The 23,592-nt window shown below is 65.1% G+C and carries 18 protein-coding genes and 6 tRNA genes; 16 read left to right on the forward strand and 8 right to left on the reverse strand.

Annotated features, from left to right (window positions below):
* Positions 1-249: 249 nt before the first annotated feature.
* From ACEF39_RS04215 to ACEF39_RS04240, 6 genes are all read right to left on the reverse strand, one after another.
* On the reverse strand, positions 250-3,177 hold the full coding sequence (locus ACEF39_RS04215) for a TonB-dependent receptor domain-containing protein (RefSeq protein WP_500287067.1): 2,928 nt from the start codon (positions 3,175-3,177) through the stop codon (positions 250-252).
* 318 nt (positions 3,178-3,495) lie between these two features.
* Complete coding sequence (ppx, locus tag ACEF39_RS04220) at positions 3,496-5,022, reverse strand: exopolyphosphatase (protein WP_312705687.1); 1,527 nt, start codon at positions 5,020-5,022, stop codon at positions 3,496-3,498.
* 501 nt (positions 5,023-5,523) lie between these two features.
* Positions 5,524-7,611, reverse strand: a complete 2,088-nt coding sequence (gene ppk1 / locus ACEF39_RS04225; protein ID WP_312785686.1) for a polyphosphate kinase 1 — start codon at positions 7,609-7,611, stop codon at positions 5,524-5,526.
* A gap of 4 nt (positions 7,612-7,615) precedes the next feature.
* On the reverse strand, positions 7,616-8,947 hold the full coding sequence (gene phoR, locus ACEF39_RS04230; RefSeq protein ID WP_089239075.1) for a phosphate regulon sensor histidine kinase PhoR: 1,332 nt from the start codon (positions 8,945-8,947) through the stop codon (positions 7,616-7,618).
* 105 nt (positions 8,948-9,052) lie between these two features.
* Positions 9,053-9,742: a phosphate regulon transcriptional regulator PhoB gene (gene phoB / locus ACEF39_RS04235; protein ID WP_025878121.1), complete on the reverse strand. Its 690-nt coding sequence runs from the start codon at positions 9,740-9,742 to the stop codon at positions 9,053-9,055.
* Positions 9,743-9,858: 116 nt separating this feature from the next.
* Complete coding sequence (locus ACEF39_RS04240) at positions 9,859-11,505, reverse strand: M48 family metalloprotease (RefSeq protein ID WP_500287068.1); 1,647 nt, start codon at positions 11,503-11,505, stop codon at positions 9,859-9,861.
* A 146-nt stretch (positions 11,506-11,651) separates the two neighbouring features.
* On the opposite strand from ACEF39_RS04240, the gene grxC reads away from it, so the two are divergent.
* The 6 genes from grxC to ACEF39_RS04270 all read left to right on the forward strand — a co-directional run bounded on the left by grxC (position 11,652) and on the right by ACEF39_RS04270 (position 16,390).
* Positions 11,652-11,942 (forward strand): glutaredoxin 3, encoded by a 291-nt coding sequence (gene grxC, locus ACEF39_RS04245; protein WP_025878124.1) that lies wholly within the window; start codon positions 11,652-11,654, stop codon positions 11,940-11,942.
* Complete coding sequence (locus ACEF39_RS04250; RefSeq protein ID WP_005408260.1) at positions 11,939-12,331, forward strand: carboxymuconolactone decarboxylase family protein; 393 nt, start codon at positions 11,939-11,941, stop codon at positions 12,329-12,331. Before grxC ends, ACEF39_RS04250 begins: the two co-directional genes overlap by 4 nt.
* A gap of 379 nt (positions 12,332-12,710) precedes the next feature.
* Positions 12,711-13,715: an isocitrate dehydrogenase gene (locus ACEF39_RS04255; protein ID WP_500287069.1), complete on the forward strand. Its 1,005-nt coding sequence runs from the start codon at positions 12,711-12,713 to the stop codon at positions 13,713-13,715.
* A 181-nt stretch (positions 13,716-13,896) separates the two neighbouring features.
* Entirely contained in the window at positions 13,897-14,640 is a 744-nt protein-coding gene (locus tag ACEF39_RS04260; RefSeq protein WP_500287070.1) for a cysteine hydrolase family protein, read from the forward strand.
* A 53-nt stretch (positions 14,641-14,693) separates the two neighbouring features.
* Positions 14,694-15,602, forward strand: a complete 909-nt coding sequence (locus ACEF39_RS04265) for a LysR family transcriptional regulator (RefSeq protein WP_500287071.1) — start codon at positions 14,694-14,696, stop codon at positions 15,600-15,602.
* A 26-nt stretch (positions 15,603-15,628) separates the two neighbouring features.
* Entirely contained in the window at positions 15,629-16,390 is a 762-nt protein-coding gene (locus ACEF39_RS04270; RefSeq protein WP_500287072.1) for a sulfite exporter TauE/SafE family protein, read from the forward strand.
* 4 nt (positions 16,391-16,394) lie between these two features.
* Here the strand turns inward: ACEF39_RS04270 and ACEF39_RS04275 are convergent, their stop codons facing one another.
* Together ACEF39_RS04275 and ACEF39_RS04280 are read right to left on the reverse strand one after the other, a co-directional pair.
* Complete coding sequence (locus ACEF39_RS04275; RefSeq protein ID WP_500287073.1) at positions 16,395-17,027, reverse strand: flavin reductase family protein; 633 nt, start codon at positions 17,025-17,027, stop codon at positions 16,395-16,397.
* Between the two features lie 96 nt (positions 17,028-17,123).
* Positions 17,124-17,882: a Bax inhibitor-1/YccA family protein gene (locus ACEF39_RS04280; protein WP_089239090.1), complete on the reverse strand. Its 759-nt coding sequence runs from the start codon at positions 17,880-17,882 to the stop codon at positions 17,124-17,126.
* Between the two features lie 181 nt (positions 17,883-18,063).
* Between ACEF39_RS04280 and ACEF39_RS04285 the strand changes: the two genes are divergently transcribed.
* The 10 genes from ACEF39_RS04285 (at position 18,064) to clpX (ending at position 23,503) form a co-directional block, all read left to right on the forward strand.
* Positions 18,064-18,140, forward strand: a tRNA-Pro gene (locus tag ACEF39_RS04285).
* Between the two features lie 38 nt (positions 18,141-18,178).
* Positions 18,179-18,255 (forward strand) — tRNA-Arg (locus ACEF39_RS04290).
* A gap of 173 nt (positions 18,256-18,428) precedes the next feature.
* Positions 18,429-18,505: transfer RNA gene (locus tag ACEF39_RS04295), tRNA-His, on the forward strand.
* A 79-nt stretch (positions 18,506-18,584) separates the two neighbouring features.
* Positions 18,585-18,660, forward strand: a tRNA-Lys gene (locus ACEF39_RS04300).
* A gap of 150 nt (positions 18,661-18,810) precedes the next feature.
* A tRNA-Lys gene (locus ACEF39_RS04305) sits at positions 18,811-18,886 on the forward strand.
* Positions 18,887-19,343: 457 nt separating this feature from the next.
* Positions 19,344-19,688 carry a hypothetical protein gene (locus ACEF39_RS04310; protein WP_500287074.1) on the forward strand — a complete coding sequence of 115 codons (345 nt, stop codon included), beginning with the start codon at positions 19,344-19,346 and terminating at the stop codon, positions 19,686-19,688.
* Positions 19,689-19,811: 123 nt separating this feature from the next.
* Positions 19,812-19,896, forward strand: a tRNA-Leu gene (locus ACEF39_RS04315).
* Between the two features lie 192 nt (positions 19,897-20,088).
* On the forward strand, positions 20,089-21,384 hold the full coding sequence (gene tig / locus ACEF39_RS04320; protein WP_089239108.1) for a trigger factor: 1,296 nt from the start codon (positions 20,089-20,091) through the stop codon (positions 21,382-21,384).
* A 76-nt stretch (positions 21,385-21,460) separates the two neighbouring features.
* Entirely contained in the window at positions 21,461-22,087 is a 627-nt protein-coding gene (gene clpP, locus ACEF39_RS04325; protein WP_025878142.1) for an ATP-dependent Clp endopeptidase proteolytic subunit ClpP, read from the forward strand.
* 126 nt (positions 22,088-22,213) lie between these two features.
* Positions 22,214-23,503, forward strand: coding sequence for an ATP-dependent Clp protease ATP-binding subunit ClpX (clpX, locus tag ACEF39_RS04330; protein ID WP_099819177.1), 1,290 nt, complete (start codon positions 22,214-22,216; stop codon positions 23,501-23,503).
* The last annotated feature ends 89 nt before the right edge of the window (positions 23,504-23,592 follow it).

Here is a 23,592-nt window from a genome sequence, read left to right on the forward strand (position 1 = left end):
CTAGTGAAGGCCCGCAGAGAGGAGTAGAGGAAAGCGACGAAAGCGCCCGGATCGGTGATGACGCTTTTGCACAAAGCGGAATCGAATCAATCGATTGCTCGGTCATGTGGTGTTCCGGCTGAGGGCTTGCCCGGGCCCACGTGCCGGATTGGAAGCGTCAAGACCGATGTGGATGGCGACAACCTGCGCAGGCACAAAAAAACCACGGCCCCGAAGGGCCGTGGTCATGGTGTTGCGCCAGCGCGTGGATCAGAAGCGCTGGGTGTACTTCATGTAGATGAAACGACCGATGTCATAGCCGCCGTAGTAGGAGAAGACCGAGCGCGGCTTGGTGTACATGACCGGGCCCTGCTTGTCGAACACGTTGTTGGCGCCGACCGAAACGGTGGCATCCCACGGCAGGTTGTAGCGGAACTGGACGTCGTGGAAGGTGACCGAACCACGTTCGTTGTAGTTGCGCGTGCCCTTGTACCAGGGAGCTGCAACGTTCAGGTCCGAGCACTCATCGGCGTACTTGCCCGGGTTGACGCACTGTTCCTTGACGCTGGAATAGTAGCGCGCGGTCCAGCTGACGCCGAAGTTCTCCAGATCCCAGCCCACGGTCAGGTTCGAACGCACGCGGAAGCCGATGCCGGTGTTGGTGGCGATGCCGTTGTTGACGGTCGGCACGATCGTGCTGTCGTTGGACGAGCGGAAGACGTCCTTGGCCACGTAGGTGGTCGACCACGAGGTGCTCAGCTTGCCGTAGTCGGTATCCAGGCGGTACGTCAGGTCCATGTCGTAGCCTTCCGTTTCCATGAAGCCGGCATTGCGGTTGCCGAACTTCAGGCCGGTGACGATGCCGGTGGTCGCGTTGCGGGTGAAGCGCGCGCAACGGTCGGCCAGGCCCTGCTCATAGCAGTCGATCAGGATCTGGTTCGGGCTGTCGTCGACGATGGTGTCATCGATGCGGATCTTCCACCAGTCCAGCGAAACGTTGAAGTTGCTGATGAAGGTCGGGCTCCAGACCACGCCCAAGGTGCGGCTGGTCGAGGTTTCCGGCTTCAGGTCCGGGTTCGAGCCGGAGGTGAACGGCGTCGGCGTAGCTGCGACGGAACCTTCGGTCGGCTGGTTGCGGTTGTCCAGCTGGCGGAAGTTGGCAACGTCGGCGATGTCGCGTGCACATCTGGCGCGCACTTCGGCGCTGCTGCGGGCCGAGCCGTACTTGCTGTCACACGGGTCGGAGAAGTTGGCGAAGGTTTCCGAACCACCGCCGTACAGATCGGAAATGGTCGGAGCGCGGAAGCCCTGGGCCCAGGTACCACGCACCAGTAGCTGGTCGATCGGCTTCCACTTGAAGCCGAACTTGCTGTTGAGCGTATTGCCGAAGGTGTTGTAGTCCGAGAAGCGGGTCGCCGCGTTCAAGCTCAGCTCACGCGCACCCGGCAGGTCGGCCAGCACCGGCACGTTCAACTCCAGGTAGGCTTCCTGCACCTTGTACGAGCCACCGGTCGGGCCAGCGGCCAGGTTGGTGGTGGCACCGGTCTGCGCCAGCGGGTCCGGTACGAACTTGCCGGTTTCCTCGCGGTTTTCGACGCCGAAGGCGAAGCCCAGGTCGCCGGCCGGCAGGGTGAACAGGCTGCCACTGATGGTGGCGAAGGCGTTCTTCGAGGTCGTGCGGCCGGTCGCGTTCTCCGGCGGGAACAGCCAGTCCTGCAGGGCTTGGTTGTTGGTCATGCCATACGGGCTTTCCACGCCATAAGGAACCAGCGGATTCCACGGCATGCAGTTGGCGATCGGCGCGCCCGGCGCACCGCACTCGACCTTGCCCGTTGCCGGGTTCAGGTAGGACTTGCCGGTAGCCTGTTCGACGCGCCCCTTGTGCAGGTTGCCGAAGGTGCTCTGGCGCAGTTCGTTCTTGTTGTATTGGTAGCCCACTTCCCAATCGAAGTAGCGCTCACCGATATCGAACGAACCCTCGAACGCGGCCACGGCGCGGTAGGTCTTCAGCTCGCTGGTGCTGGTGCGCGGCACTTCCCACAGGCGGCGGTTCCAGCTCACATCGGTGGGCTTGGCGTAACCATGCTGGTTGCCGAACGGGTTGAAGTAGCTGTCGGCCGACATGCCCTTGATCTTGGCGGTGGCGGTGTCGAACGGATAGCCGGCGGTGACGCGGGTCGATGAGCGCTTGTTGTAGCCCAGCTCGGCCTTGAAGCGGACGTTGTCGGTGATGTTGGCCGTGCCCGAGAAGTACAGCGAATCACGCTTGATCGGGTAGCTCAGGTGCATCTGTTCATTGGTGTTGCTGACGTCACCGGTGAACGCGGTCGGGTCGGTGAAGTGGTAGTTCGCCGGGTTGGTCGGGTCGCTGCCGCGGTTGAGCGCGTAGTCGCAACCGGCTGCCTTGGTGCAGCCCGGGCCGCCCTTCACGCCGTAGAACTGGCCCCACTGGCTGTTGGTGGTCCAGCCATCGGTCGGGTGGCGGTCGGTGTTGCCGTATCGGCTGAAGCCACGGTCACGTGCCCACACGGCTTTTTCTTCCGAGTGTTCGGCAGCGAAGGTGGCCGAGAAGCGGTCGTTGGACCAGCCGGCAACCACGTCGACGCGATCCCGGGCGCCGTCGCCCTCGCTGTACTGGCCGTGGTAGACATTGGCGGTGACGCCGTTGACGTTGGTGCGGGTGATGATGTTGATCACGCCGGCCATCGCGTCGGAGCCGTAGATGGCCGAGGCGCCGTCCTTCAGCACTTCGATGCGTTCGACCGCAGACACGGGCAGGGTCGACACGTCCTGGTAGCCCGAGGTGCTGATGCCCAGGCGCTTGCCGTTGACCAGCACCAGCGTGCGCTGGGTGCCCAGGTTGCGCATGTTCACGTAGGTACCACCAGCATCCTCACCGGCCGACAGTACGTTGGCGCGGCTGATGGTCGGGCTGCCCATCGCGGTCACGTTCTGCAGGATGTCCGACACCGAGCTGAAACCCTGGCGCTCGATGTCGGCGCGGGTCAGCGCCAGTACCGGCTGCGACGTTTCAACGTCCACCTGGCGGATGCGTGAACCGGTGATCTCGATGCGGTCCAGGTTGGTCGGCGAGGCGGTGCTGCTGCTCTGGGCGAACGCGGGCAGCGCAGCCAGCGTCGCAGTGGTTGCCAGGGCGTAGCGGATGGCCTGCCCCAGTGCGGTGGTGCGTGAAGTCATGACGAGCTCTCTCTCTCTCGGGTCGTGCAACGGACGCCAAAACGGGCGTCGAAGGAATCGGCAGGTCCAGGACCGAGCCGATGACCCGATAGTAGTCTCGTTGGTTAATGCCCTGTAAAGAGCGTGTGTCGGTTTGTGTCGCTACAAATCACGTGGTTTCACGAAATGTGAACAAAAGCAGGGGTTTACGTGAAGACGCGGCAGGCACGGCCACCGCCAGCTGCTGCGTTGCAGCAGGAATTGGCGGTCGATTGCGCGGACTGTAACGAAATGTAATCGGGCGCCGGCCAGCGATCGGACGGCGTCCCGGCGCCCTGCTCAGACCACGAACGGACGGAACTGGATGCCCAGCCCGGCGATGCCTTCGGTCTCGCCGATCAGGTCGGCGCGCAGCAACGGGCGTGCATCAATGAAGGCCTGCGGCACGATCAGCGACAGGCGGCCGTCGTCGGCGGTCAGTTCCAGTGCCGGCAGCGGTGCGTCTTCATGCGCGCGGTTGAGCAGTACCGCCAGGCGCAACAAGGCAACCAGGCGTCGTGCCGTCAGCAGCAGGCGTTCGGGAATGGCATCGAAGGCAGTCTTGCTGATGCCGCGGCGGTGATTACGCACCAGCGTCGCCAGCATCTGCTGTTCCTGCCGCGAGAAGCCGGCGATGTCCGAGTTTTCCAGCACGTAGCTGCCATGCACGTGGTAACCGCTGTGGGCGATCATCAACCCCAGTTCATGCAGGCGCGCGGCCCAGCCGAGCATGCGTGCGTCATCGGCGTCCAGCTTCCAGCGTTCCTGCACCTGCTCCAGCAACGACAGTGCGGTGTCCTGCACGCGACCGGCCTGCACCGTATCGATACCATAGCGATGGGTGAGGGCGGCCACCGATTCATCGCGCGGGTCGTTGTCGCCGGCACGGCCGAGAATGTCATAGAGGATGCCTTCGCGCATTGCAGCCTTGCTGACCAGCAGCTTCTCCAGGCCCAACGCCTGGAAGGCGGCCTCCAGCACAAGGATGCCGCCAGCGATGATCGGCCGGCGATCGCTGGACAGGCCAGGCAGCACGATGTCGTCGATCTTCTTGGCCTTCAGCAGCTCATCGCGGAGCTGGGGCAGTGCCTCGGCCGTGATCGCACCCTTGCTCAGCTTCATCGTCGCGCAGATTTCGCTGATGGCCTTGTGGGTGCCGGACGAGCCCAGTGCTTCCTGCCAGCCCAGCGCGCGGTATTTGCTGGCGAAGGGCTGGAACTCCCGGCCGATCTCGGCCAGCGCGTCCTTCCAGCGCTTCTTGCTGAGTTTGCCGCCCGGAAAAAAGCGACGGGTGCTGGCGATGCACCCGGCCTGCAGGCTCTCGCGCTCCAGGGTCTGCATGCCCTTGCCGATGATGAACTCGGTCGAGCCGCCACCGATGTCGATCACCAGACGGTGCTGGTCGGGCTTGGGCGGTTGCGCATGGGCCACGCCGAGATAGATCAGGCGCGCCTCTTCGCGGCCACTGACCACTTCGATGGCATGCCCGAGCGCGGTCTCGGCCGGCATCAGGAAGGCCTGCGGCGAACGCAGCTGACGGACCGTGTTGGTGGCCAGCGCACGCACGCGATGCGGTGGGACGTTGCGGATGCGTTGGCCGAACCGGGCCAGGCATTCCAGCGCGCGCTGTCGGGCTGCGGCGGAGAGTCCGCCCTTGCCATCCAGGCCATCGGCCATGCGCACGGTCTCGCGCAGGCGGTCGATCACCCGCAGCTGGCCAAGCGTGTAACGCGCGATGACCATGTGGAAGCTATTGGAGCCAAGGTCGATGGCGGCCAGCAGGTCGCCATCCTGCAATGCGGGCGGAGTCGTGGTGGTATGCGGCATGGGCGAATGTTAGCCGAAGGGGCGGTGAACTCGTCACCGCGCGGGCTTCACATTTTGTGGGGGGAGTGCGGCAGGGCTGCGCCCTGCACCCGCCGAATCAACGTCAACGTCAAAAGCGGGGTATCCGTGGGAGGGCGGGGTGGGTCCGGTTGCGGGGGACGCCGTGAATCCGTCCATGGAGGCTTGGGCGCCGCATCCATGCGGCTCACACCCCCGCAACCGGACCCACCCCGCCTTCGACAGATCTCCGCGATCTGTCGGAATGGCATTGCCCACTCTTGGTAGGTGTCGACCTTGGTCGACACAGTAGATCCACGCCATGCGTGGATGAAACCAAACGTGCCGACCAAGGTCAGCATCTACCGGATCAAAGACCCTGCATGTGTCGACCTTCGACAGGTTCACGCGGCTGTTGGTAGGTGTCGACCTTGGTCGACACGGTAGATCCACGCCATGCGTGGATGAAACCAAACGTGCCGACCAAGGTCGGCACCTACCGGATCAAAGTCCCTGCATCAACGCCATCTGCGCCGAATGCGGGGCTTCGTCGTGGGCCGGGGCACGCTTGTGGTAGATGCCCTCGGCATCCAGCTCCCAGGCGTTGAGGTTGTCGTCCAGGTAGTTCTGCAGCACCTCGCGGTAAACCCGCTTGGCCAGCGCCGGGTCGAGGATCGGGAAGCAGGTTTCCACCCGGCGCAGCAGGTTGCGTTCCAGCCAGTCGGCGCTGGCGCAGTACAGCTCCGGTGCGCCGTCGTTGCCGAACCAGTAGACCCGGCTGTGTTCCAGGAAACGGCCGACGATCGAGCGCACGCGGATGTTGTCCGACACGCCCGGTACGCCCGGGCGCAGGGTGCAGGCGCCACGGATGATCAGGTCGATCTGCACCCCCGCCTGCGAGGCGGCGTACAGCGCACGGATCACCTGCGCTTCGTTGAGGGCGTTCATCTTGGCGATGATCCGCGCCGGTCGCCCGGCCGCGGCGATGCGCGTCTCGCGCTCGATCCTCGCCAGGATCCCAGTGTGCAACGTGAAGGGCGACTGCAGCAGGCGCTTGAGCTTCATCTTCGACGCCAGCCCGGACAACTGCTGGAACAGCAGGTGCACGTCGTTGCCGATGTCGGCGTCGGCGGTGATCAGGCTCAGGTCGGTGTAGGCGCGTGCGGTACCGCTGTGGTAGTTGCCCGTGCCAAGGTGCACATAGCGGCGCAGCTTGCGCCCCTCGCGGCGCACGATCAGCAGCATCTTGGCGTGGGTCTTGTAGCCGACCACGCCGTACACCACCTGCACACCGGCTTCCTGCAGCCGATCGGCCAGGCCCAGGTTGGCTTCTTCATCGAACCGCGCGCGCAGCTCGACCACCACGGTCACGTCCTTACCGGCGCGTGCCGCCTGGATCAGTGCATCGACGATCAGCGAATCCTTGCCGGTGCGGTACAGGGTCTGCTTGATCGCCAGCACGTTCGGATCGAGTGCGGCCTGGCGGATCAGGTCCAGCACTGCAGCGAACGCGTCGAAGGGGTGGTGCAGCAGCAGATCCTTGCGTGCGGTGGTCTCGAAGATGCCGTCGCTGTCGCGCAGGGTGCGCGGGGTCATCGGCGGATACTTCAGGTCCGGCTGCGCGATCAGGTCGTACAGCTGGATGATGCGGTTGAGGTTGACCGGTCCATCGATGCGGTACACCGCGTTCTCGGTCAGGCCGAAGTTCTGCAGCAGGGTGCGGACGATGTCGCGCGGCATGTCGTGGGCGATTTCCAGGCGCACCGCAGGACGATAGCCACGGTCCACCAGCTCGTCGCGCAGGGCCAGCGCCAGGTTTTCCACTTCCTCCTCGTCCACCACCAGCTCGGAGTTGCGGGTGACACGGAACTGATAGGCGCCCAGCACTTCCAGGCCCGGGAACAACTCGTCCACGAAGGTGGACAGCACCGAGGACAGGAACACGAAGTTCTGCGGGCCGCCGAGTTTTTCCGGCAGCTGGATGATCCGCGGCAGCGAACGCGGCGCACGCACGATGGCCAGGTGGCCGGTGCGGCCGAACGCATCGGTGCCCTTCAGCACCACCACGATGTTCAGCGATTTGTTGAGGATCTTCGGGAACGGATGCACCGGATCCAGGCCCAGCGGCGACAGCACCGGCATGATCTCGTTGCGGAAGTAGGCACGCAGCCAGCGCTTCTGGCGGTGGGTCCAGGAGTTGCGGCCGAGCACACCAATACCGGCCTCCATCAGCGCCGGACGCAGCGTCTGGTTCCAACAGCGGTACTGCTGGTCCACCAGCTCGGCGGCGCGCTCGTGGATGGCATTGAGGATTGCCTGCGGGCTCATGCCATCCGGTGCCGGCGGCAGGCCGAACTCCTGCGCATGACGGACCGCAGCGGCACGGATCTCGAAGAATTCATCCAGGTTGGTGCAGGAGATGCACATGAAGCGCAGGCGCTCCAGCAGCGGCACCTGCGGGTCCATCGCCTGGGCCAGCACGCGGAAGTTGAAATCCAGCTGCGACAGTTCGCGGTTGATGTACAGCGCCGGGTCGCGCAACGGATCGCTGTCCGTGCTCACGGGGAGGGGGAGGGATCCGAGGCTGCTCATGGCGTCATTCTTCGAAGGAGGTCAGGGGGGCGGATTCACGCGGTCGCACGTGGTCGGCATCGAAATGGCAGGCGAACACCGAGCCTTTGCCGACCTCACTGTCGATTTCCAGGCGTGCGTGATGCAGACCGAGGATGTGCTTGACGATCGACAAGCCCAGGCCGGTGCCGCCGCTTTCGCGCGAGCGGCTGCTGGAGACACGGTAGAAACGTTCGGTCAGGCGCGGCAGGTGGGTGGCAGGAATACCGTAGCCGGTGTCACGTACCGCCAGCACCACGCCGTCGCCCTCGCGGCGGAACTCCACCGCGATGCGGCCACCGGCCGGGGTGTAGCGCACCGCGTTGGTGACCAGGTTGGAAAACGCGCTGTGCAGTTCCTTGGTCGAACCCTGCAGGTCCACGCCAGCCAGGTCATCGATGCTGATCTGGTGTCGGCCCTGGCTGTGCGCTTCGGCTTCGCGGCGCAGCGTGGCCAGCATGGGCTGCATGGCGACCGTCTCGGCCTCGCTGTGTTCCTGCGATTCCAGCCGCGACAGGGTCAACAGGTCTTCCACCAGCTGGGCCATGCGCTGGCTCTGCTTGCGCATCTCTTCCAGCATCGGTCCGGTTCCCGGGAAATCCTCCGGGTCCATCATGTCCAGGTAGCCGTGGACCACGGTGAGCGGGGTGCGCAGTTCGTGTGAAACGTTGGCCACGAAATCGCGGCGCACCTGTTCCAGGCGCAGCAGCTTGCTGACGTCGCGGGCGATCAGCAGCCAGTAGTCGGACGAATAGGGAATCAGGCGCAGGTTCAGGCGGATCGCAGGATCGACCGGCGAGGGCACGTCCAGGATCGGTTCGGCATTGCGGCCACCAGCCAGCCAATGGGCCAGCGGCATCGGCTGCAGGCGTTCGACCAGGGCTTCACCCAGATCGCCGGGATGGTGCAGGCCGAGTAGGGCCGTGGCTGCCTCGTTGAACCACTGCACGCGCTGGCTGTTGCGGTCCAGCACCACCACGGCGTCGGGCAGCGCGGCCGCTGCAGCGCGATAGCTGCGCAGCATGTCCAGCAGGCGCCGCTTGCGCACGCGCATCTCCACCTGGTTGCGGTACAGCAGGCGGTCCAGCTCGTTCCAGACGCCGGTGCCTTCGGCGGCAGTATCCCAGCGCTGGCGCGCGGTCAGCCGGCGCAGCACGCGGCGCAGGCGCCAGTAGTGCCAGACCAGCGTCGCCAGTGCCGCCAGCGCGATGCACAGCCACAGGTGGCCAGTGAACCATCCGACCAGACCGGCCAACAGCAACACGATGGCCACGGTGGCCAGTGTCTTCAACCAGGCAGAGCGGATGTGGCGGGGCATTGCGGTCTCGTCGTGGGTTGCGGCGGTTCACGCAGGTGAACCGGAAGTTATAGCAGAGTTGCCGACGCCGGCACTGTGGGGTGCACGGCGCCGGCACGACGAGGCTCAGGTTGCGGTGGAGAAGCGGTAACCGGCGCCGCGCACGGTCTGCACCATGTTCTCGGCGTTGAACGGTTCCAGCGTCTTGCGCAGGCGGCGGATGTGCACGTCGATGGTGCGTTCTTCCACATACACGCTGCCGCCCCACACGTGGTCCAGCAACTGCGCGCGGGTATACACGCGCTCGGGGTGGGTCATGAAGAAGTGCAGCAGGCGGTATTCGGTCGGGCCGATCGGCACCGGCTGGTCGTTGGCGAACACGCGATGGGCGGCGCCGTCGATGCGGATCGCGCCCACCGCCACGCTGCCGTCCTCGTCATCGTCGCGGGCGCGGCGCATGACCGCGCGGATACGCGCCAGCAGTTCGCGCGCCGAGAACGGCTTGACCACGTAATCGTCGACACCGGCTTCGAGGCCACCGACGCGGTCGTTTTCTTCGCCGCGCGCGGTCAGCATGATGATCGGCACTTCGCGGGTCAGGGTTTCCTTGCGCCAGCGCCGGGCAAGGTCCAGGCCGCTGGTGCCGGGCAGCATCCAGTCCAGCAGGATCAGGTCGGGGACGCGGTCGGCGATGGCGGTCTGGGCCTCGCGGGCGTCACCGGCGTGGACAGGTTCGTAATCGCCCTTGCGAAGGGCGAAGGCGACCATTTCGCGGATCGCGGGCTCGTCATCGACGATCAGGATGCGTTTCTGCACGAGGGCACCGTAGGGCTCAGTTACTGGAGTGGTGCCAGTAGACTACGGTTTGATGACATGTTTGTGACTGCATGACCGGCATCTGGCATTCCTGCCATCTGCCGGTCATGCCGCACTCAGCGGCGGTCCAGATCCGGGTCCTGTACACCCTGCCGGCGCAGCTCGAGCACGGTGGGCGTAATCGACTCGATCCGCGCATCCACCCGGGCCCGACCGACGTAGTCCAGGGCGGGGTTGCGCTTGAGTGCCTGCAGCTGCATCAGGGCCTGTTCCGGGCGTCCGCCCAGGAACGCCGCCTCGGCATAGGCCTCGCTGGCGCGGACACTGTCACCGGCCAGTTCACTGGCGCGGGCGTAGCGCTGCTGGAAGACCGGATCGTTACCGCTTTGCGACAGCAGCGGGCGCAGCATGGCCTGCGCGCGCTGGCCCGCGGCCTGGCCTCCCTGCTCGTTCAGGATCTCGGCATAGGTCAGGGCAACCGGCCGGCTGTTGGGGTGTTCGTGCAGCAGCTGCTCGAAGCGCGCATTGGCCTGGGTGGATTGGCCGGTGCGTGATTCGGCCTCGGCCAGGGCCAGGGCGACCCACAGGCTGTCCGGATGGGTCTTCAACAGATCGGTCAACGTCTGCCGGGCCTCGCTGGCGCCGCTGCGGCCGCCGCGCATCGTGGCCAGTGCCTGGCCATAACGCTGGGCGTCGTCCAGGCCATCCTTCTGCCGCCGCGCAAGATCGGCGTACTCGCGTTGCAGTTCGGCCGGGCTGTCGGCGCTGAGTACGCGCAGGCGTTCACGGGCCCAGTTGAAATCGCCACTGGCGCCGCGGCTGAGCTGGCCGATCGGAACCCGCAGCACGCTGCTGGGCAGCAGCGGGTTGATGCCGCGCAGCAGCGGATCGCCCAGGGTCGGGTCGGCCGGGTCTACCCGTTCCTTGCGCTCACCGCTGGGCGTGCGCGTGGTCAGCAGCACCGTGTCCTTCTTCATCTGTTCGGCGCGGGCCTTGGCCTCGCTGATGCGGGTGGTGTTGACCGGGTGGGTGCGCAGGAAGTCAGGAACGCTGTAACCGCCATCATTGCCGCGCATCGCCGAGGACATGCGCTCGAAGAAGCCGGCCATCGCATCCACGTCGTAGCCGCTGCGCGACAGCGTGCGGATGCCCAGCCGGTCGGCCTCGGATTCATTGGAGCGGGTGTAGTCGATCTGCCGTTGCTGCATCAGGCCCATGCCCGAGCTGATCGCAGCCATGGTGGCGTTGCCCGAGGAGGAGCTGTTGCTGGCCTGGGCGGCAACCACCGCCGCCAGCATGCCCAGCAGGATCGGGATCTGGTCACGCTGGGCGCGTTCGACCCCGCGCAACACGTGCTGCTGGGTGACGTGGGCGATTTCGTGCGACAGCACCGCCGCTACCTCGTCCTCGCGCTCGGCGGTCAATACCAGGCCGGCATTGACGCCGATATAGCCGCCGAGGGTGGCGAAGGCATTGATCTGGCGGTCCTTCATCACGAAGAACGTGTAGGGCTGGCGCGGCTGGTCGCTGTTGGAACCGAGGCGGGTGCCCATGGTCTGCAGCCAGTCGTTGACCAGCGGATCGTCCAGCAGGTAGCCGTAGTTGCGCAGCTCGCGCAGCATCATCGCGCCGTACTCGGCCTGGCGGGCCGGGGTCAGCAGTTCCCCCGCCGAGGAGCCGATGTCCGGCAGCTTCTCCTGGGCCTGCGCCAGCGGGGCGGCCAGGGCCAGGGTCAGGGCAGCGGTGAGCAGCAGGGGTCGCAAGCGGTCGGTCCTCGGGCAGGGTCTGCCCAGCGTGGCAGGGCAGGGGGCAACCATTCGTTAATCAATCCACAGTGTTGCGGGCGTGGCGTGGAAATTCCAGCGCACCGGTACCATATATGGACCGTCGATCCATCGTGGAGTTTCCCGTGACAGCCCAGTCCGCCGGCGCTACCCCCGCCATCACCATCTATTCCACCGCTGTCTGCCCGTACTGCGTGGCCGCCAAGAACTTCCTCAAGAGCAAGGGCCAGCAATGGACCGAGGTCCGCATCGACCTGGACCCGGTCGAGCGCGAGAAGATGATGGCCAAGACCCGCCGTACCAGCGTCCCGCAGATCTTCGTGGGCGACGTCCATGTCGGCGGCTACGACGACATGATGGCCCTGCATCGTGAAGGCAAGCTCGAGCCGCTGCTGGCCGGGCAGGGCCAGGCATGAGCGCGGCCGATGACGGCAGCAAAGACCGGATCGCCGAGTTCACCGATTTCCGCAAGCGCATGAATGAACGCATCCTGGGCGAGCCGAACCAGGTGGTGCGCCGCTTCTTCGCGCTGGACACGCAGACCTACCAGGCCGGCGCGCTGGACGTGAAGACCAAGGAGCTGCTGGGCCTGGTGGCCTCGATGGTGCTGCGCTGCGACGACTGCATCAGCTACCACGTGGCCCAGTGCAAGGACGCTGGCGTTACCCGCGAGGAGTTCTTCGAGACTTTCTCGGTCGGCCTCGTGGTCGGCGGCTCGATCGTGATCCCGCATCTGCGCCGCGCGGTGGACTTCCTCGACCAGCTGGAAGGTGGCGCCGCCGCCCCGGCAGCCCACGAGCACTGAGCCCGACGAGCGCCGGGAACCGGGACCTTGCGCCCTTCCCGGTGGTGCCGGCCAGCGGCCGGCACTACCGCCCGCGCGCAGGGGCCTTCCCCGCGATCTCCCTGACCAGGAGCCCCCTTGTTGTTCAAGGGGGCGCGCCGGTAGGCGCGGGGATAAGGTGGAATGCGCGGGCAAGCCGCAGAGCGGTTTGCAGGGGCGCGCCGACAGGCGGGGGTAGAGGAGGAATGCGCGGGCAATTCTGCCTGAGCCGGGACTGGGACCATGGTCTATTTGGGACCTCGGCCCCGGCTCAGGCATAATTGCGGGTGAAACTTCCTTTGCGCCGGCGTTTCCGGGCACGTCCGGACGGCGTTTTTCCCCCTGTTCGGAACATCGATCAATGACGCAGAAAATTACGGTCATCCGCGGCGACGGCATTGGCCCGGAAATCATGGACGCCACCCTGTTCGTGCTCGACCAGCTCAAGACTGGCCTGGAGTACGAAGACGCCGACGCCGGCCTGGTGGCCCTGGAGAAGCACGGCGATCTGATGCCGGCGGTGACCCTGGAATCGATCGCGCGCAACAAGGTCGCGCTGAAGAGCCCGCTGACCACGCCGGTCGGTGGCGGCTTCACCTCGATCAACGTCAGCCTGCGCCGTCACTTCGATCTGTACGCCAACGTGCGTCCGGCCCACACCTTCCCGAACACCAAGTCGCGTTTTGAAAACGTCGACCTGATCACCGTTCGTGAGAACACCGAAGGTGCGTATCTGGCTGAAGGCCAGGAAGTGTCGGCCGACGGCGAGACCGCCTTCTCCGGCACCCGCATCACCCGCAAGGGTTCCGAGCGCATCGTGCGTTACGCTTTCGAGCTGGCCCGCAGCACCGGCCGCAAGAAGGTCACCGCCGTGCACAAGGCCAACATCATCAAGTCGACCTCGGGCCTGTTCCTGGCCGTGGCGCGCGAAGTGGCGGCCAAGTACCCGGACATCGAGTTCCAGGAAATGATCGTCGACAACGCCTGCATGCAGCTGGTGATGCGTCCGGAACAGTTCGACATCATCGTCACCACCAACCTGTTCGGCGACATCATTTCCGACCTGTGTGCCGGTCTGGTTGGTGGCCTGGGCCTGGCCCCGGGTGCCAACATCGGTGAGAACGCGGCGATCTTCGAAGCCGTGCACGGCACCGCGCCGGACATCGCCGGCCAGGGCAAGGCCAATCCGTGCGCCCTGCTGCTGGCAGCGGCCCAGATGCTGGACCATGTCGGCCAGCCGGAAAATGCCGAGCGCCTGCGCAAGGCCATCGTCGCCACGCTGGAGGCCAAGGATTCGCTGACCGGCGACCTCGGCGGCACCGGCAACACGATGGGCTTCGCCAAGGCGATCGCCAGCCGCCTGTAAGCGGCGGTTCGACTCCGATTGCATCCACAGCGGGGCGCCCTCGGGCGCCCCGCTGCGTTTGGCCACCTCCACAGAAACGATCTGTGCATATTTCGCACAGATTGTGTGCTTGAAGGCGGCTGGTTCGTGCACTCAATGCTCCTCATCCTGTTTCCACTTTCCCTCGCACAGGAGCTTGACCATGAACCTCACTGCTTTCGGCCTGGCCGGCCTGATCGGCATGGCTGCCACCGCCCCGGTTGTCGCCGCCGAGCCGGTCCACCCCACCATCCGCCATATGGTCGGCGCCCCGGCGGCCACCTCGCTCGACGCAGCGAAGACGGCCGTGCTGGTGATCGACTTCCAGAACGAGTATTTCGACGCCAGCGCCGCAGCCGGTTTCGCCGGTGGTCGCATGGTCATTCCCGATGGCATGACGGCACTGCGGCAGACGCGCCGCGTGGTCGACTTCGCCGATGCCAACGGCATCCGCGTGATCCATGTGCAGCACGTGTTGCCGGCCGGCGCGCCGCTGTTCGCAGAGGGTAGCGTCAACGCCGCCTTCCACCGTGACATGCAGCCGCGCAAGGGCGAGACCGTGGTGCAGAAGGACAACGTCAGCGTGTTCGCCGGTACCTCGGCGGCAGTGCTCGACAAGGCGCTGAAGGACGCCGGTATCGACACCCTGATCGTCACCGGCCTACAGACCCATGCCTGCGTTGCCGGTGCTGCGCGCGATGCCGCTGCAGCGCCGCGCGGCTATCGGGTGATCGTCGCCTCCGATGCCTCTGCCAGCCGTGATCTGGATCTGGCCAATGGCGGGACCATCGGCCATCGCGCATTGCATGAGGCGTCGCTGGCGCAGATCGAGGATGCCTTTGGCGAGGTCATGACCACCTCGGCGATCCTGGCCCTGCCGGTGCGCAAGGCAGGCAACGGCACTTGATAAGCTGGCGGGGTCCGCAGCCTGCGGGCCCCGCCGACTGGAGTCACCTCCCGATGGATCATTTCGCCGCCCTGCGAGCCCTGCGCGCGATCGTCGATGCAGGCAGTTTCACTGCCGCCGCCGAGCGGCTGGATACCACCCATTCGGCGATGTCGCGGCAGTTGCGTCAACTTGAAGAGCACCTGCAGGTGCGGCTGCTGGATCGCAACAGCCGGCGGCTGTCGCTGACCGAGGCCGGGCGCGACTACTACCGCGAGGCGGTGGCGCTGCTTGACCGGCTGGAGGCCGCCGATGACCGTGCGCGGGCCGGCCAGGCCCAGCCCAGCGGGCGCGTGCGGGTCAGCGTGCCGCAGGTGGTCGCCAGCCAGGAGTTGCCGCATTGGCTGCCTGGCTTCCTGGCGCGCTATCCGCAGGTGGCACTGGAACTGTCGGCCGACGATCAGCTGGTCGATGTGGTTGGCGGTGGCTTCGATCTGGCCCTGCGCATCGCACCGTCTTTGCCTGACAGCCAACTGGTCGCCCGTGAACTGGCGCGCTGCCCGCGCATCCTGGTTGCGGCACCAGCCTACCTGGCCCGGCATGGACTGCCTCGACAGGTTGCCGATCTGCAGAACCACACGTTGTTGGCATTCAACCCGGTTGCTGCGATCACGCCGTGGCAGCTGCACGGGCCGCGCGCTGCCATCGTCAGCGTGGAAGCCGGTCAACGACTGCGCGTGGACGCCACGCCGGCACTGTATGCGGCCGTGCTGGCCGGCATGGGCATCAGTCTGTTCACCGCGCTCACGGTGCAGGAAGACCTGCGCGCCGGCCGGTTGATCCGCGTGCTGCCCAGCTGGGGCGGTGGCACGCGCTGCTATTTCGCGCTGTATCCCCATGCGCGCGCGCTGGCACCGAAGGTGCGCGCGCTGGTCGATCATCTGGCCGCGCATTACGCTGCAGCGTCGGGTGCGGCAGGGTAGTCGCACGGCAGCGGTGGGGAGTGGGGATGGAGTCGGTGTATCTGCTGGTCGCGCTGGGTGCGATCGTCGCGGGGTTCGTACAGGGCCTGTCGGGTTTCGCGTTCGGCATGGTCGCGATGTCGTTCTGGGCGTGGGGGCTGGATCCCCGGCTTGCGGCGACGCTGTCGGTGTTCGGCGCGCTGGTCGGCCAGTTGCTGGCGGTGTTCACCGTGCGCCGTGGCTTCAACCTGCGTTTGCTGCTGCCGTTCGTGCTCGGCGGGCTGGCGGGCATTCCGCTTGGCGTGCTGGTGCTGCCACTGCTGGACATGGTCTGGTTCAAGGCGCTGCTGGGAGGATTCCTGGCGCTGTGGTGCCCGGTGATGCTGATGGCGCGTTCGTTGCCACCGGTCACCGTTGGCGGCCGGTTCGGCGACGCGCTGGCCGGCATGGCCGGCGGTGTGCTCAGTGGCATCGGCGGCTTTGCCGGACCGGTACCGACGCTGTGGAGCACGCTGCGTGGCTTCGGCAAGGACGAGCAGCGCGCGGTCATCCAGAACTTCAACCTGGCGATGCTGGCGGTGACCATGGCGACCTATGTCGGTACCGGCATGGTCAGCCGGCAGATGCTGCCGTACTTCGCCATCGTCGCGCCGGCGATGCTGGTGCCAACGCTGCTGGGGGCGAAGCTGTATGTCGGTATCAGTGAAGCGCGTTTCCGGCAGATCGTGCTGGGGCTGCTGACGGCCTCCGGCGTTGCCATGCTGGCCTCGTCGTTGCCGTTGCTGCTGTCCCGTGGGGCGGCGGGATGAGGGCTCAGGCGGGCCGCAGCATGCGGAAGCGGTGGTCGGCGGTGATCCGGAAATAGTCGGCCGGTCCGCCGCCGCGCAGGATGGTGTCGCTCGCTGCAGTGTCGTAGATGCCGTCGACGAGCAACCGCGTATCGATATGCACGGCGACCACTTCTCCCAGTACCAGCCAGCCATTGGTGTCGTTACCGGCCGCATCACGCAGACGCACGATCTGCGTGCAGCGGCACTCCATGCTTACCGGGCTCTGCGCCACGCGCGGCGGTGCAACCTGCTCCGAGGCCAGTGGTGTCAGCCCCGCCAATGCGAACTCGTCCACTTCGGGCGCGACTGCGCGGCAGCTTTCGTTCATTGCCTGGGCCAGATCGAATGTGGCGAGGTTCCAGACGAACTCGCCGGTGGCTTCGATGTTGCGCAGCGAATCCTTGCGCCCCTGGCTGCTGAAACCAATGATCGGCGGGGTGTAGTTGAAGGCGTTGAAGAAGCTGTAGGGCGCCAGATTCACATTGCTTTCGGCGTCACGACTGGAGATCCAGCCGATGGGGCGCGGGCCGATGATGGCGTTGAACGGATCATGTGGCAGGCGATGGCCGTCGGCCGGACGATAGCTGTGGAAGCGGCGAGGGAGGGTGTCTGCCATGGGCGTGTTTCCGGAGGAGTCGAGCGTGCTCGACGCTACAAAAAAAGGCCGCGATCCCGACGGACCGCGGCCTTGTCGTTTACGGCATGGACTGGATCAGCGCTGCTGGATCTTCGACAGCAGGCGCAGGAACTCCACATACAGCCAGACCAGGGTCACCATCAGGCCGAATGCGCCATACCATTCCATGTACTTCGGCGCGCGCTGGGCCGCGCCGGTTTCGATGAAGTCGAAATCCAGCACCAGGTTCAGCGCGGCCACGACTACCACGAACAGGCTGAAGGCGATGCCCCAGCCGCTTGAGGAATGGATCAGCGGCACCTGGATGTTGAAGAACGACAACACGAACGAAGCCAGGTACAGCAGGGCGATGCCGCCTGTGGCAGCGACCACGCCGAGCTTGAAGTTCTCGGTGGCCTTGATCACGCCGCTGCGGTAGGCGATCAGCAATGCGAACAAGGTGCCGAAGGTCAGCAGCACCGCCTGGAACACGATGCCCGGGAAGCGCAGTTCGAACAGCGCGGAAATCGCACCCAGGAACAGGCCTTCCACCAGCGCATACATCGGCGCGGTGACCGGTGACCACTCCTTCTTGAAGATGGTGATCAGGGCCAGCACCAGGCCGCCGATCGCGCCGCCCATGGCGTACAGCTTGGCGCCGGCCATCACCTGGCCGTAGTCGTCCACGCTCTGGTTCCAGGCGAAGGCGGCGGTCAGTACGGTCAACAGCAGCAGGAGGCCGGTCTTGTTGACGGTGCCGTTGATGGTCATGGCCTGGTCGGGGCTGGTCACCACCGAGCCACTGGCCAGATCGAGGAAGGTCGACTCGGAAAGAGCCGGGTTGCCGCTGCGCATGCGAGGTCTCCGTGCGAAAAGGGGGCGATTCGGCCATCCGGCCGCTGGCTGCGAGCATAGCCGATGGCTGCGTAATTGGTGGTCATCGCGGGGTAGGGCGGGGATTGCGCGTTGACAGTTCGCACGACGCTTGGCCACAATGGTCAGCTCCCCGGGTCCAGGCCCGAGGGGATTGCAACACCGGGGTATAGCGCAGTCTGGTAGCGCGCCTGCTTTGGGAGCAGGATGTCGGGGGTTCGAATCCCTCTACCCCGACCAATCCACGTCACGTCGGATTGGACGCCGTTCCGGTTCGGGCGCCCGTAGCTCAACTGGATAGAGCACCGGCCTTCTAAGCCGGCGGTTACAGGTTCGATTCCTGTCGGGCGCGCCATTGGTGCGGCACCGGAACGCAGCTGGCGGATGTGAAGAAGTGCTTGCAAAAGCCTGGCGACTCCACCAGAATGTCGGACTCGCTTCGGCGGACCGGAACTTCGGTGACAGTCCTCGGGCAACGTATCAAGCGGCAACGTCGGCAGTATCGACGGTGAAGCGAAAGTTTCAGTGGTGGCTGTAGCTCAGTTGGTTAGAGTACCGGATTGTGATTCCGGTGGTCGGGGGTTCGAATCCCCTCAGCCACCCCACTGATTCAACCGCATCGGCAACGCCGAAACGGTATTGCAATAAACAGAGTGCACGCTACAATGTGCGCCTGAGTTTCAGGGGCTGTTAGCTCAGTTGGTAGAGCAGTTGACTCTTAATCAATAGGTCCAAGGTTCGAATCCTTGACAGCCCACCAAGACAGAAGCCATCGGGTCCGCCCGGTGGCTTTTTTCTTCAGATGTAACCCTTCGCGATGGATCGCTGGTTGCAGTGCTTGTTTCAACCAGGTTGAAGAAAGTGCTTGCAACGCCCTCGCGGATCGGGTCATAATTCGCCCCCCGATTTCGGGCTGTTAGCTCAGTTGGTAGAGCAGTTGACTCTTAATCAATAGGTCCAAGGTTCGAATCCTTGACAGCCCACCAGACGAAAGCCACTTGGTCCGCCAAGTGGCTTTTTTCTTTATGTCTCCGCTGGCGTGGAGCCGGCTGGAGGATAGCCCCCTTGAGTCAAGGGGGCGCGGCGAAGCCGGGGGGATGTGGGTGTTGGTGAGAGGGGCCCGCGCGGTGCGCAGCAGCGCGTGGGGCGGTAGCGCGAATGCGCAGCCGCGTCCCCAAGGTTCGAATCCTTGACAGCCCACCAGACGAAAGCCACTTGGTCCGCCAAGTGGCTTTTTTCTTGCCTTCGACAGCATTGGTAGGTCCGCACCCTGCGTGGATGAAGGCTGTACGAAGCGCGCAATCCACACATGGCGCGGATCTACTGAAGCACGGCTGAAATCAGCGGCGAATGCGTCATCGGCATGTTCAATGCTGTGAGCTGCTTCTCACCGGTTGCCATCGGCATCGCTCCCAATAGGTGTTCCGCGTCGAAGGCGCATGTATGAGGAATGCTTTGATGGCCATTAACAGAGCTGTGGGTCTGATGCTGTCCGGCCTGGCGGTGATCGTGCTGTCAGGTTGCAGGGCGGACGACGCCACCACTGCCGGGGCTGCGCCGGATCACGCGCAGACGGTGGAGCGCGCTGCGGATGTCGAGCATGTCCCCGCGCAGCCGGTCGACACGGCGATGGCAATGCGTCCGGCCCAAGCGACGGGGGAGGGGGTGCCTGCGGATGCTGTTGAAATGAAGCGCTCTGAAGACGGCGCGACGCTTGAGGCCCGCAAGCGCGATGCTGCGGTAGGCAGCGATGGTGCGGCGTCGGGGCAGGTGCAGCCCGCGCATTGATCCGGTGGCCCGGGTCGGCACCCTCCGCCCGGGCCGCTTTCTCTATCAAGTGGCGTATTCAGTTTTGTGGAAGCCTTCCGCTTTCCGCCCCCGCCTGCAACAATGAACACCTGAGCCGGCCACGCGAAAGTGGCGGAATTGGTAGACGCCCTGGATTTAGGTTCCAGTGCCGCAAGGCGTGGGGGTTCGAGTCCCCCCTTTCGCACCAGGCCGGCCCGTCCCCCCGCCCAGTCGGGCATTCCGCGTCAACCCCTGCGCCCCGCCATGCTGGCGGCGCCGCCCGAATTGGGCGAAACTAAAGGGCTGCGGCAAGCAGGCGCGTCAACGACGTCGTGTCCTTACAACCGTTTCATCCATCATCGAGCCGGGGGCCAGGGCGCCACCGGTGGCAGGAGTCAACATGCAAGCTTCGATCGAAACCATCGGCAACCTGGAACGCCGCCTGAGCTTCTCGCTGCCGGAAGACCGTCTGCAGAGCCACATCAACGGCCGCCTGGGCGAAATCGCCCGCACCACCCGCATCAAGGGTTTCCGCCCGGGCAAAGTGCCGGCCAAGGTGATCGAGCAGCGCTTCGGCGCGCAGGTCCGTGGCGAGGCACTTGACGGCCTGCTGCGCGAAACCTTCGACGCCGCCGTGCGCGAGCACGACCTGCGCATCGTCGGCAGCCCGCGCATCGACAAGGGTGACGAGGGCGAGTTCTCCTTCGTGGCCACCGTCGAAGTGGTGCCGGACTTCGGTGATATCGACGTCAGCAAGCTGACCGTCGTGCGCCACACCGCCGAGATCACCGATGCCGACATCGACCAGATGATCGAGAACCTGCAGACCCAGCGTCGCAGCTGGTCGCCGGTCACCCGTGCCGCACAGGACGGCGACCTGGTCGCACTGGAAACCTGGTCGCAGGCCGGTGACGAGCGCCTGCCGGCGGAAGGCACCGAGAAGGGCAGCATCGTGCTCGGCCAGGGCATGATGTTCGAGACCATCGAGCAGGGCCTGGTCGGCATGACCAAGGACGAAGAGAAGACCCTGGACGTCGAGTTCCCGGCTGACTGGCGCGTGCCGGCGCTGGCGGGCAAGACCGTGCAGGTCACCGTCAAGGTCACCGACGTGTCCGAGCCGGTCGTGCCGGCCGTCGATGAAGCCTTCATCAAGAGCTTCGGCGTGAAGGGCGGCGACGTCGAGCAGTTCCGCAGCGACATCCGCGCCAACCTCGAGCGCGAGCTCAAGGGCGCGCTGATGAACCGTCTGCGTCGTGAAGTCGGCGAGCAGCTGATCGCGGCCTACGCTTCGGTGGAAATGCCGCCGCGCCTGGTCGAGAACGAAGCCCGCGCCATGCTGGCCCAGCAGGTCGAGCAGATCCGCCGCAGCGGCCGCAACCCGGGCGAGATCCCGGCCGATGCCCACGAAGGCTTCAAGGACGCCGCTGCCAAGCGCGTGCTGGTCGGCCTGGTGGTCGGCGAAGTGGCCCGCAGCAACGACCTGCGCCTGGAGCCGAAGCGTCTGAATGAAACGATGCGTCTGATCGCTTCGACCTACGAAGAGCCGGAGCAGGTCATTGAGATGTACCGCAACGACCCCCAGCTGATGTCTGGCCTGCAGAACCGCGTGATGGAAGAGCAGGTGATCGACTGGATCGCCGAGCGCGCCCAGCACACTGAAGAAAAGCTGTCGTTCCAGGACGCGATCCGCCAGTAATCCCTGGCGGATTGCCGGATACCCCGCGCCAACCCTGGCGCGGGGGTGTTTCCCCCCAAGATAGGTACCTCACGAAATGGACAACCGAACCAAAGCCCTGAACATGGTTCCCATGGTGGTCGAGCAGACCAGCCGCGGCGAGCGTGCCTACGACATCTATTCGCGCCTGTTGAAGGAGCGCCTGATCTTCCTGGTTGGCCCGATCGACGATCACATGGCCAACGTGGTGGTGGCGCAGCTGCTGTTCCTGGAAGCGGAAAACCCGGAAAAGGACATCAGCATCTACATCAACTCGCCGGGTGGCGTGGTCACCGCCGGCATGGCGATCTACGACACCATGCAGTACATCAAGCCGGACGTGAGCACCATCTGTGTCGGCCAGGCCGCCTCGATGGGCGCGCTGCTGCTGGCGTCCGGTGCAGCCGGCAAGCGCTATGCGCTGCCGAACTCGCGGGTGATGATCCACCAGCCGCTGGGCGGCTTCCAGGGCCAGGCCACCGACATCGACATCCACGCACGCGAGATCCTGACCCTGCGTGCGCGCCTGAACGAAGTGCTGGCCAAGCACACCGGCCAGTCGCTGGAGACCATCGCGCGTGATACCGAGCGCGACAACTTCAAGAGCGCGGTCGATGCGGTCGCCTACGGCCTGGTCGACCAGGTCCTGGAGCGTCGTCCGGAAGAGTCGATCCAGGCCGGCTGACCGGCACTCACGGGGCCATGGCAGGCCCCGTTCCTGCAGGGTCGGGTGGACTGATGTCCCTCCGGCCCTGTGTTATTCTCGAATCGAACCCCCGTTCAGCGGGTGGCGTAACTGGGTAAGCGAAGCATGAGCGAAGACCGCCAAGGTCGTTCCACGGACACCGGCAAGATCCTCTACTGCTCTTTCTGCGGCAAGAGCCAGCATGAAGTGCGCAAGCTGATTGCCGGTCCGAGCGTGTTCATCTGCGATGAGTGCGTGGAGCTGTGCAACGACATCATCCGTGAAGAGCTTGAGGAAAAGGCGCAGTCGGCACGCAGTTCGCTGCCCAAGCCGCGCGAGATCCTCGAGGTGCTCGACCAGTACGTGATCGGTCAGAACCGCGCGAAGCGGACGTTGGCCGTGGCCGTGTACAACCACTACAAGCGCATCGAGAGCCGCCAGAAGAACGACGAAGTCGAGCTGGCGAAGTCGAACATCCTGCTGGTCGGTCCGACCGGTTCGGGCAAGACCCTGCTGGCCGAAACACTGGCCCGCCTGCTCAACGTGCCGTTCACCATGGCCGACGCCACCACGCTGACCGAAGCCGGTTACGTGGGCGAGGACGTGGAGAACATCATCCAGAAGCTGCTGCAGAAGTGCGACTACGACGTCGAGAAGGCACAGCAGGGCATCGTCTATATCGATGAAATCGACAAGATCTCGCGCAAGAGCGAGAACCCGTCGATCACCCGCGATGTGTCCGGCGAAGGCGTGCAGCAGGCCCTGTTGAAGCTGATCGAAGGCACCGTGGCCAGCGTTCCGCCGCAGGGTGGGCGCAAGCATCCGCAGCAGGAATTCCTGCAGGTGGACACCAAGAACATCCTGTTCATCTGCGGCGGCGCGTTCGCCGGCCTGGACAAGGTGATCCAGCAGCGTTCCAACGACGCCGGCGGCATTGGTTTCGGCGCCAAGGTGAAGAGCAGCGAGCGCAAGCAGGAAGTGGGCAAGGTGCTGGCCGAAGTCGAGCCGGAAGACCTGATCAAGTTCGGCCTGATTCCCGAGTTCGTGGGCCGCCTGCCGGTGGTCGCGACCCTGGAGGAGCTGGACGAGCCGGCCCTGATCCGCATCCTGACCGAGCCGAAGAACGCCATCACCAAGCAGTTCAAGAAGCTGTTCGAGATGGAGAACGTCGAACTGGAGTTCCGTCCGGACGCGTTGTCGGCCATCGCCAAGAAGGCGCTCAAGCGCAAGACCGGCGCCCGTGGCCTGCGTACCATCGTCGAATCGGTCCTGCTGGACACCATGTACGACCTGCCTTCGCAGGAGAACGTCAGCAAGGTTGTCGTAGATGAATCGGTGATCGAGCACAAGTCCGAGCCGTACCTGATCTACCAGACCCCACCGGCCCCTGAACAGAAGGCCGCTGGCGCCGAATGATTCTTTCAACTTGTTGAATAGAAAGAATTTTCTCGGAACGTCTTGCATCTGAAAGCCGATGGCCCCATAACGGGGCCATCGGCTTTTTT

This window comes from Stenotrophomonas indicatrix (assembly GCA_041545745.1).
GTDB classification, from domain to species: Bacteria; Pseudomonadota; Gammaproteobacteria; order Xanthomonadales; family Xanthomonadaceae; genus Stenotrophomonas; species Stenotrophomonas indicatrix_A.

Excerpts from the sequence above, each read along its gene's own strand:
- ACEF39_RS04215 (WP_500287067.1), bottom strand. The coding sequence starts at position 3,177 with ATGACTTCACGCACCACCGCACTGGGGCAGGCCATCCGCTACGCCCTG.
- ppx (WP_312705687.1), bottom strand. The coding sequence starts at position 5,022 with ATGCCGCATACCACCACGACTCCGCCCGCATTGCAGGATGGCGACCTG.
- ppk1 (WP_312785686.1), bottom strand. The coding sequence starts at position 7,611 with ATGAGCAGCCTCGGATCCCTCCCCCTCCCCGTGAGCACGGACAGCGAT.
- phoR (WP_089239075.1), bottom strand. The coding sequence starts at position 8,947 with ATGCCCCGCCACATCCGCTCTGCCTGGTTGAAGACACTGGCCACCGTG.
- ACEF39_RS04250 (WP_005408260.1), top strand. The coding sequence starts at position 11,939 with ATGAGCGCGGCCGATGACGGCAGCAAAGACCGGATCGCCGAGTTCACC.
- ACEF39_RS04255 (WP_500287069.1), top strand. The coding sequence starts at position 12,711 with ATGACGCAGAAAATTACGGTCATCCGCGGCGACGGCATTGGCCCGGAA.
- ACEF39_RS04260 (WP_500287070.1), top strand. The coding sequence starts at position 13,897 with ATGAACCTCACTGCTTTCGGCCTGGCCGGCCTGATCGGCATGGCTGCC.
- ACEF39_RS04265 (WP_500287071.1), top strand. The coding sequence starts at position 14,694 with ATGGATCATTTCGCCGCCCTGCGAGCCCTGCGCGCGATCGTCGATGCA.
- ACEF39_RS04270 (WP_500287072.1), top strand. The coding sequence starts at position 15,629 with ATGGAGTCGGTGTATCTGCTGGTCGCGCTGGGTGCGATCGTCGCGGGG.
- ACEF39_RS04275 (WP_500287073.1), bottom strand. The coding sequence starts at position 17,027 with ATGGCAGACACCCTCCCTCGCCGCTTCCACAGCTATCGTCCGGCCGAC.
- ACEF39_RS04280 (WP_089239090.1), bottom strand. The coding sequence starts at position 17,882 with ATGCGCAGCGGCAACCCGGCTCTTTCCGAGTCGACCTTCCTCGATCTG.
- ACEF39_RS04310 (WP_500287074.1), top strand. The coding sequence starts at position 19,344 with ATGAGGAATGCTTTGATGGCCATTAACAGAGCTGTGGGTCTGATGCTG.
- tig (WP_089239108.1), top strand. The coding sequence starts at position 20,089 with ATGCAAGCTTCGATCGAAACCATCGGCAACCTGGAACGCCGCCTGAGC.
- clpP (WP_025878142.1), top strand. The coding sequence starts at position 21,461 with ATGGACAACCGAACCAAAGCCCTGAACATGGTTCCCATGGTGGTCGAG.
- clpX (WP_099819177.1), top strand. The coding sequence starts at position 22,214 with ATGAGCGAAGACCGCCAAGGTCGTTCCACGGACACCGGCAAGATCCTC.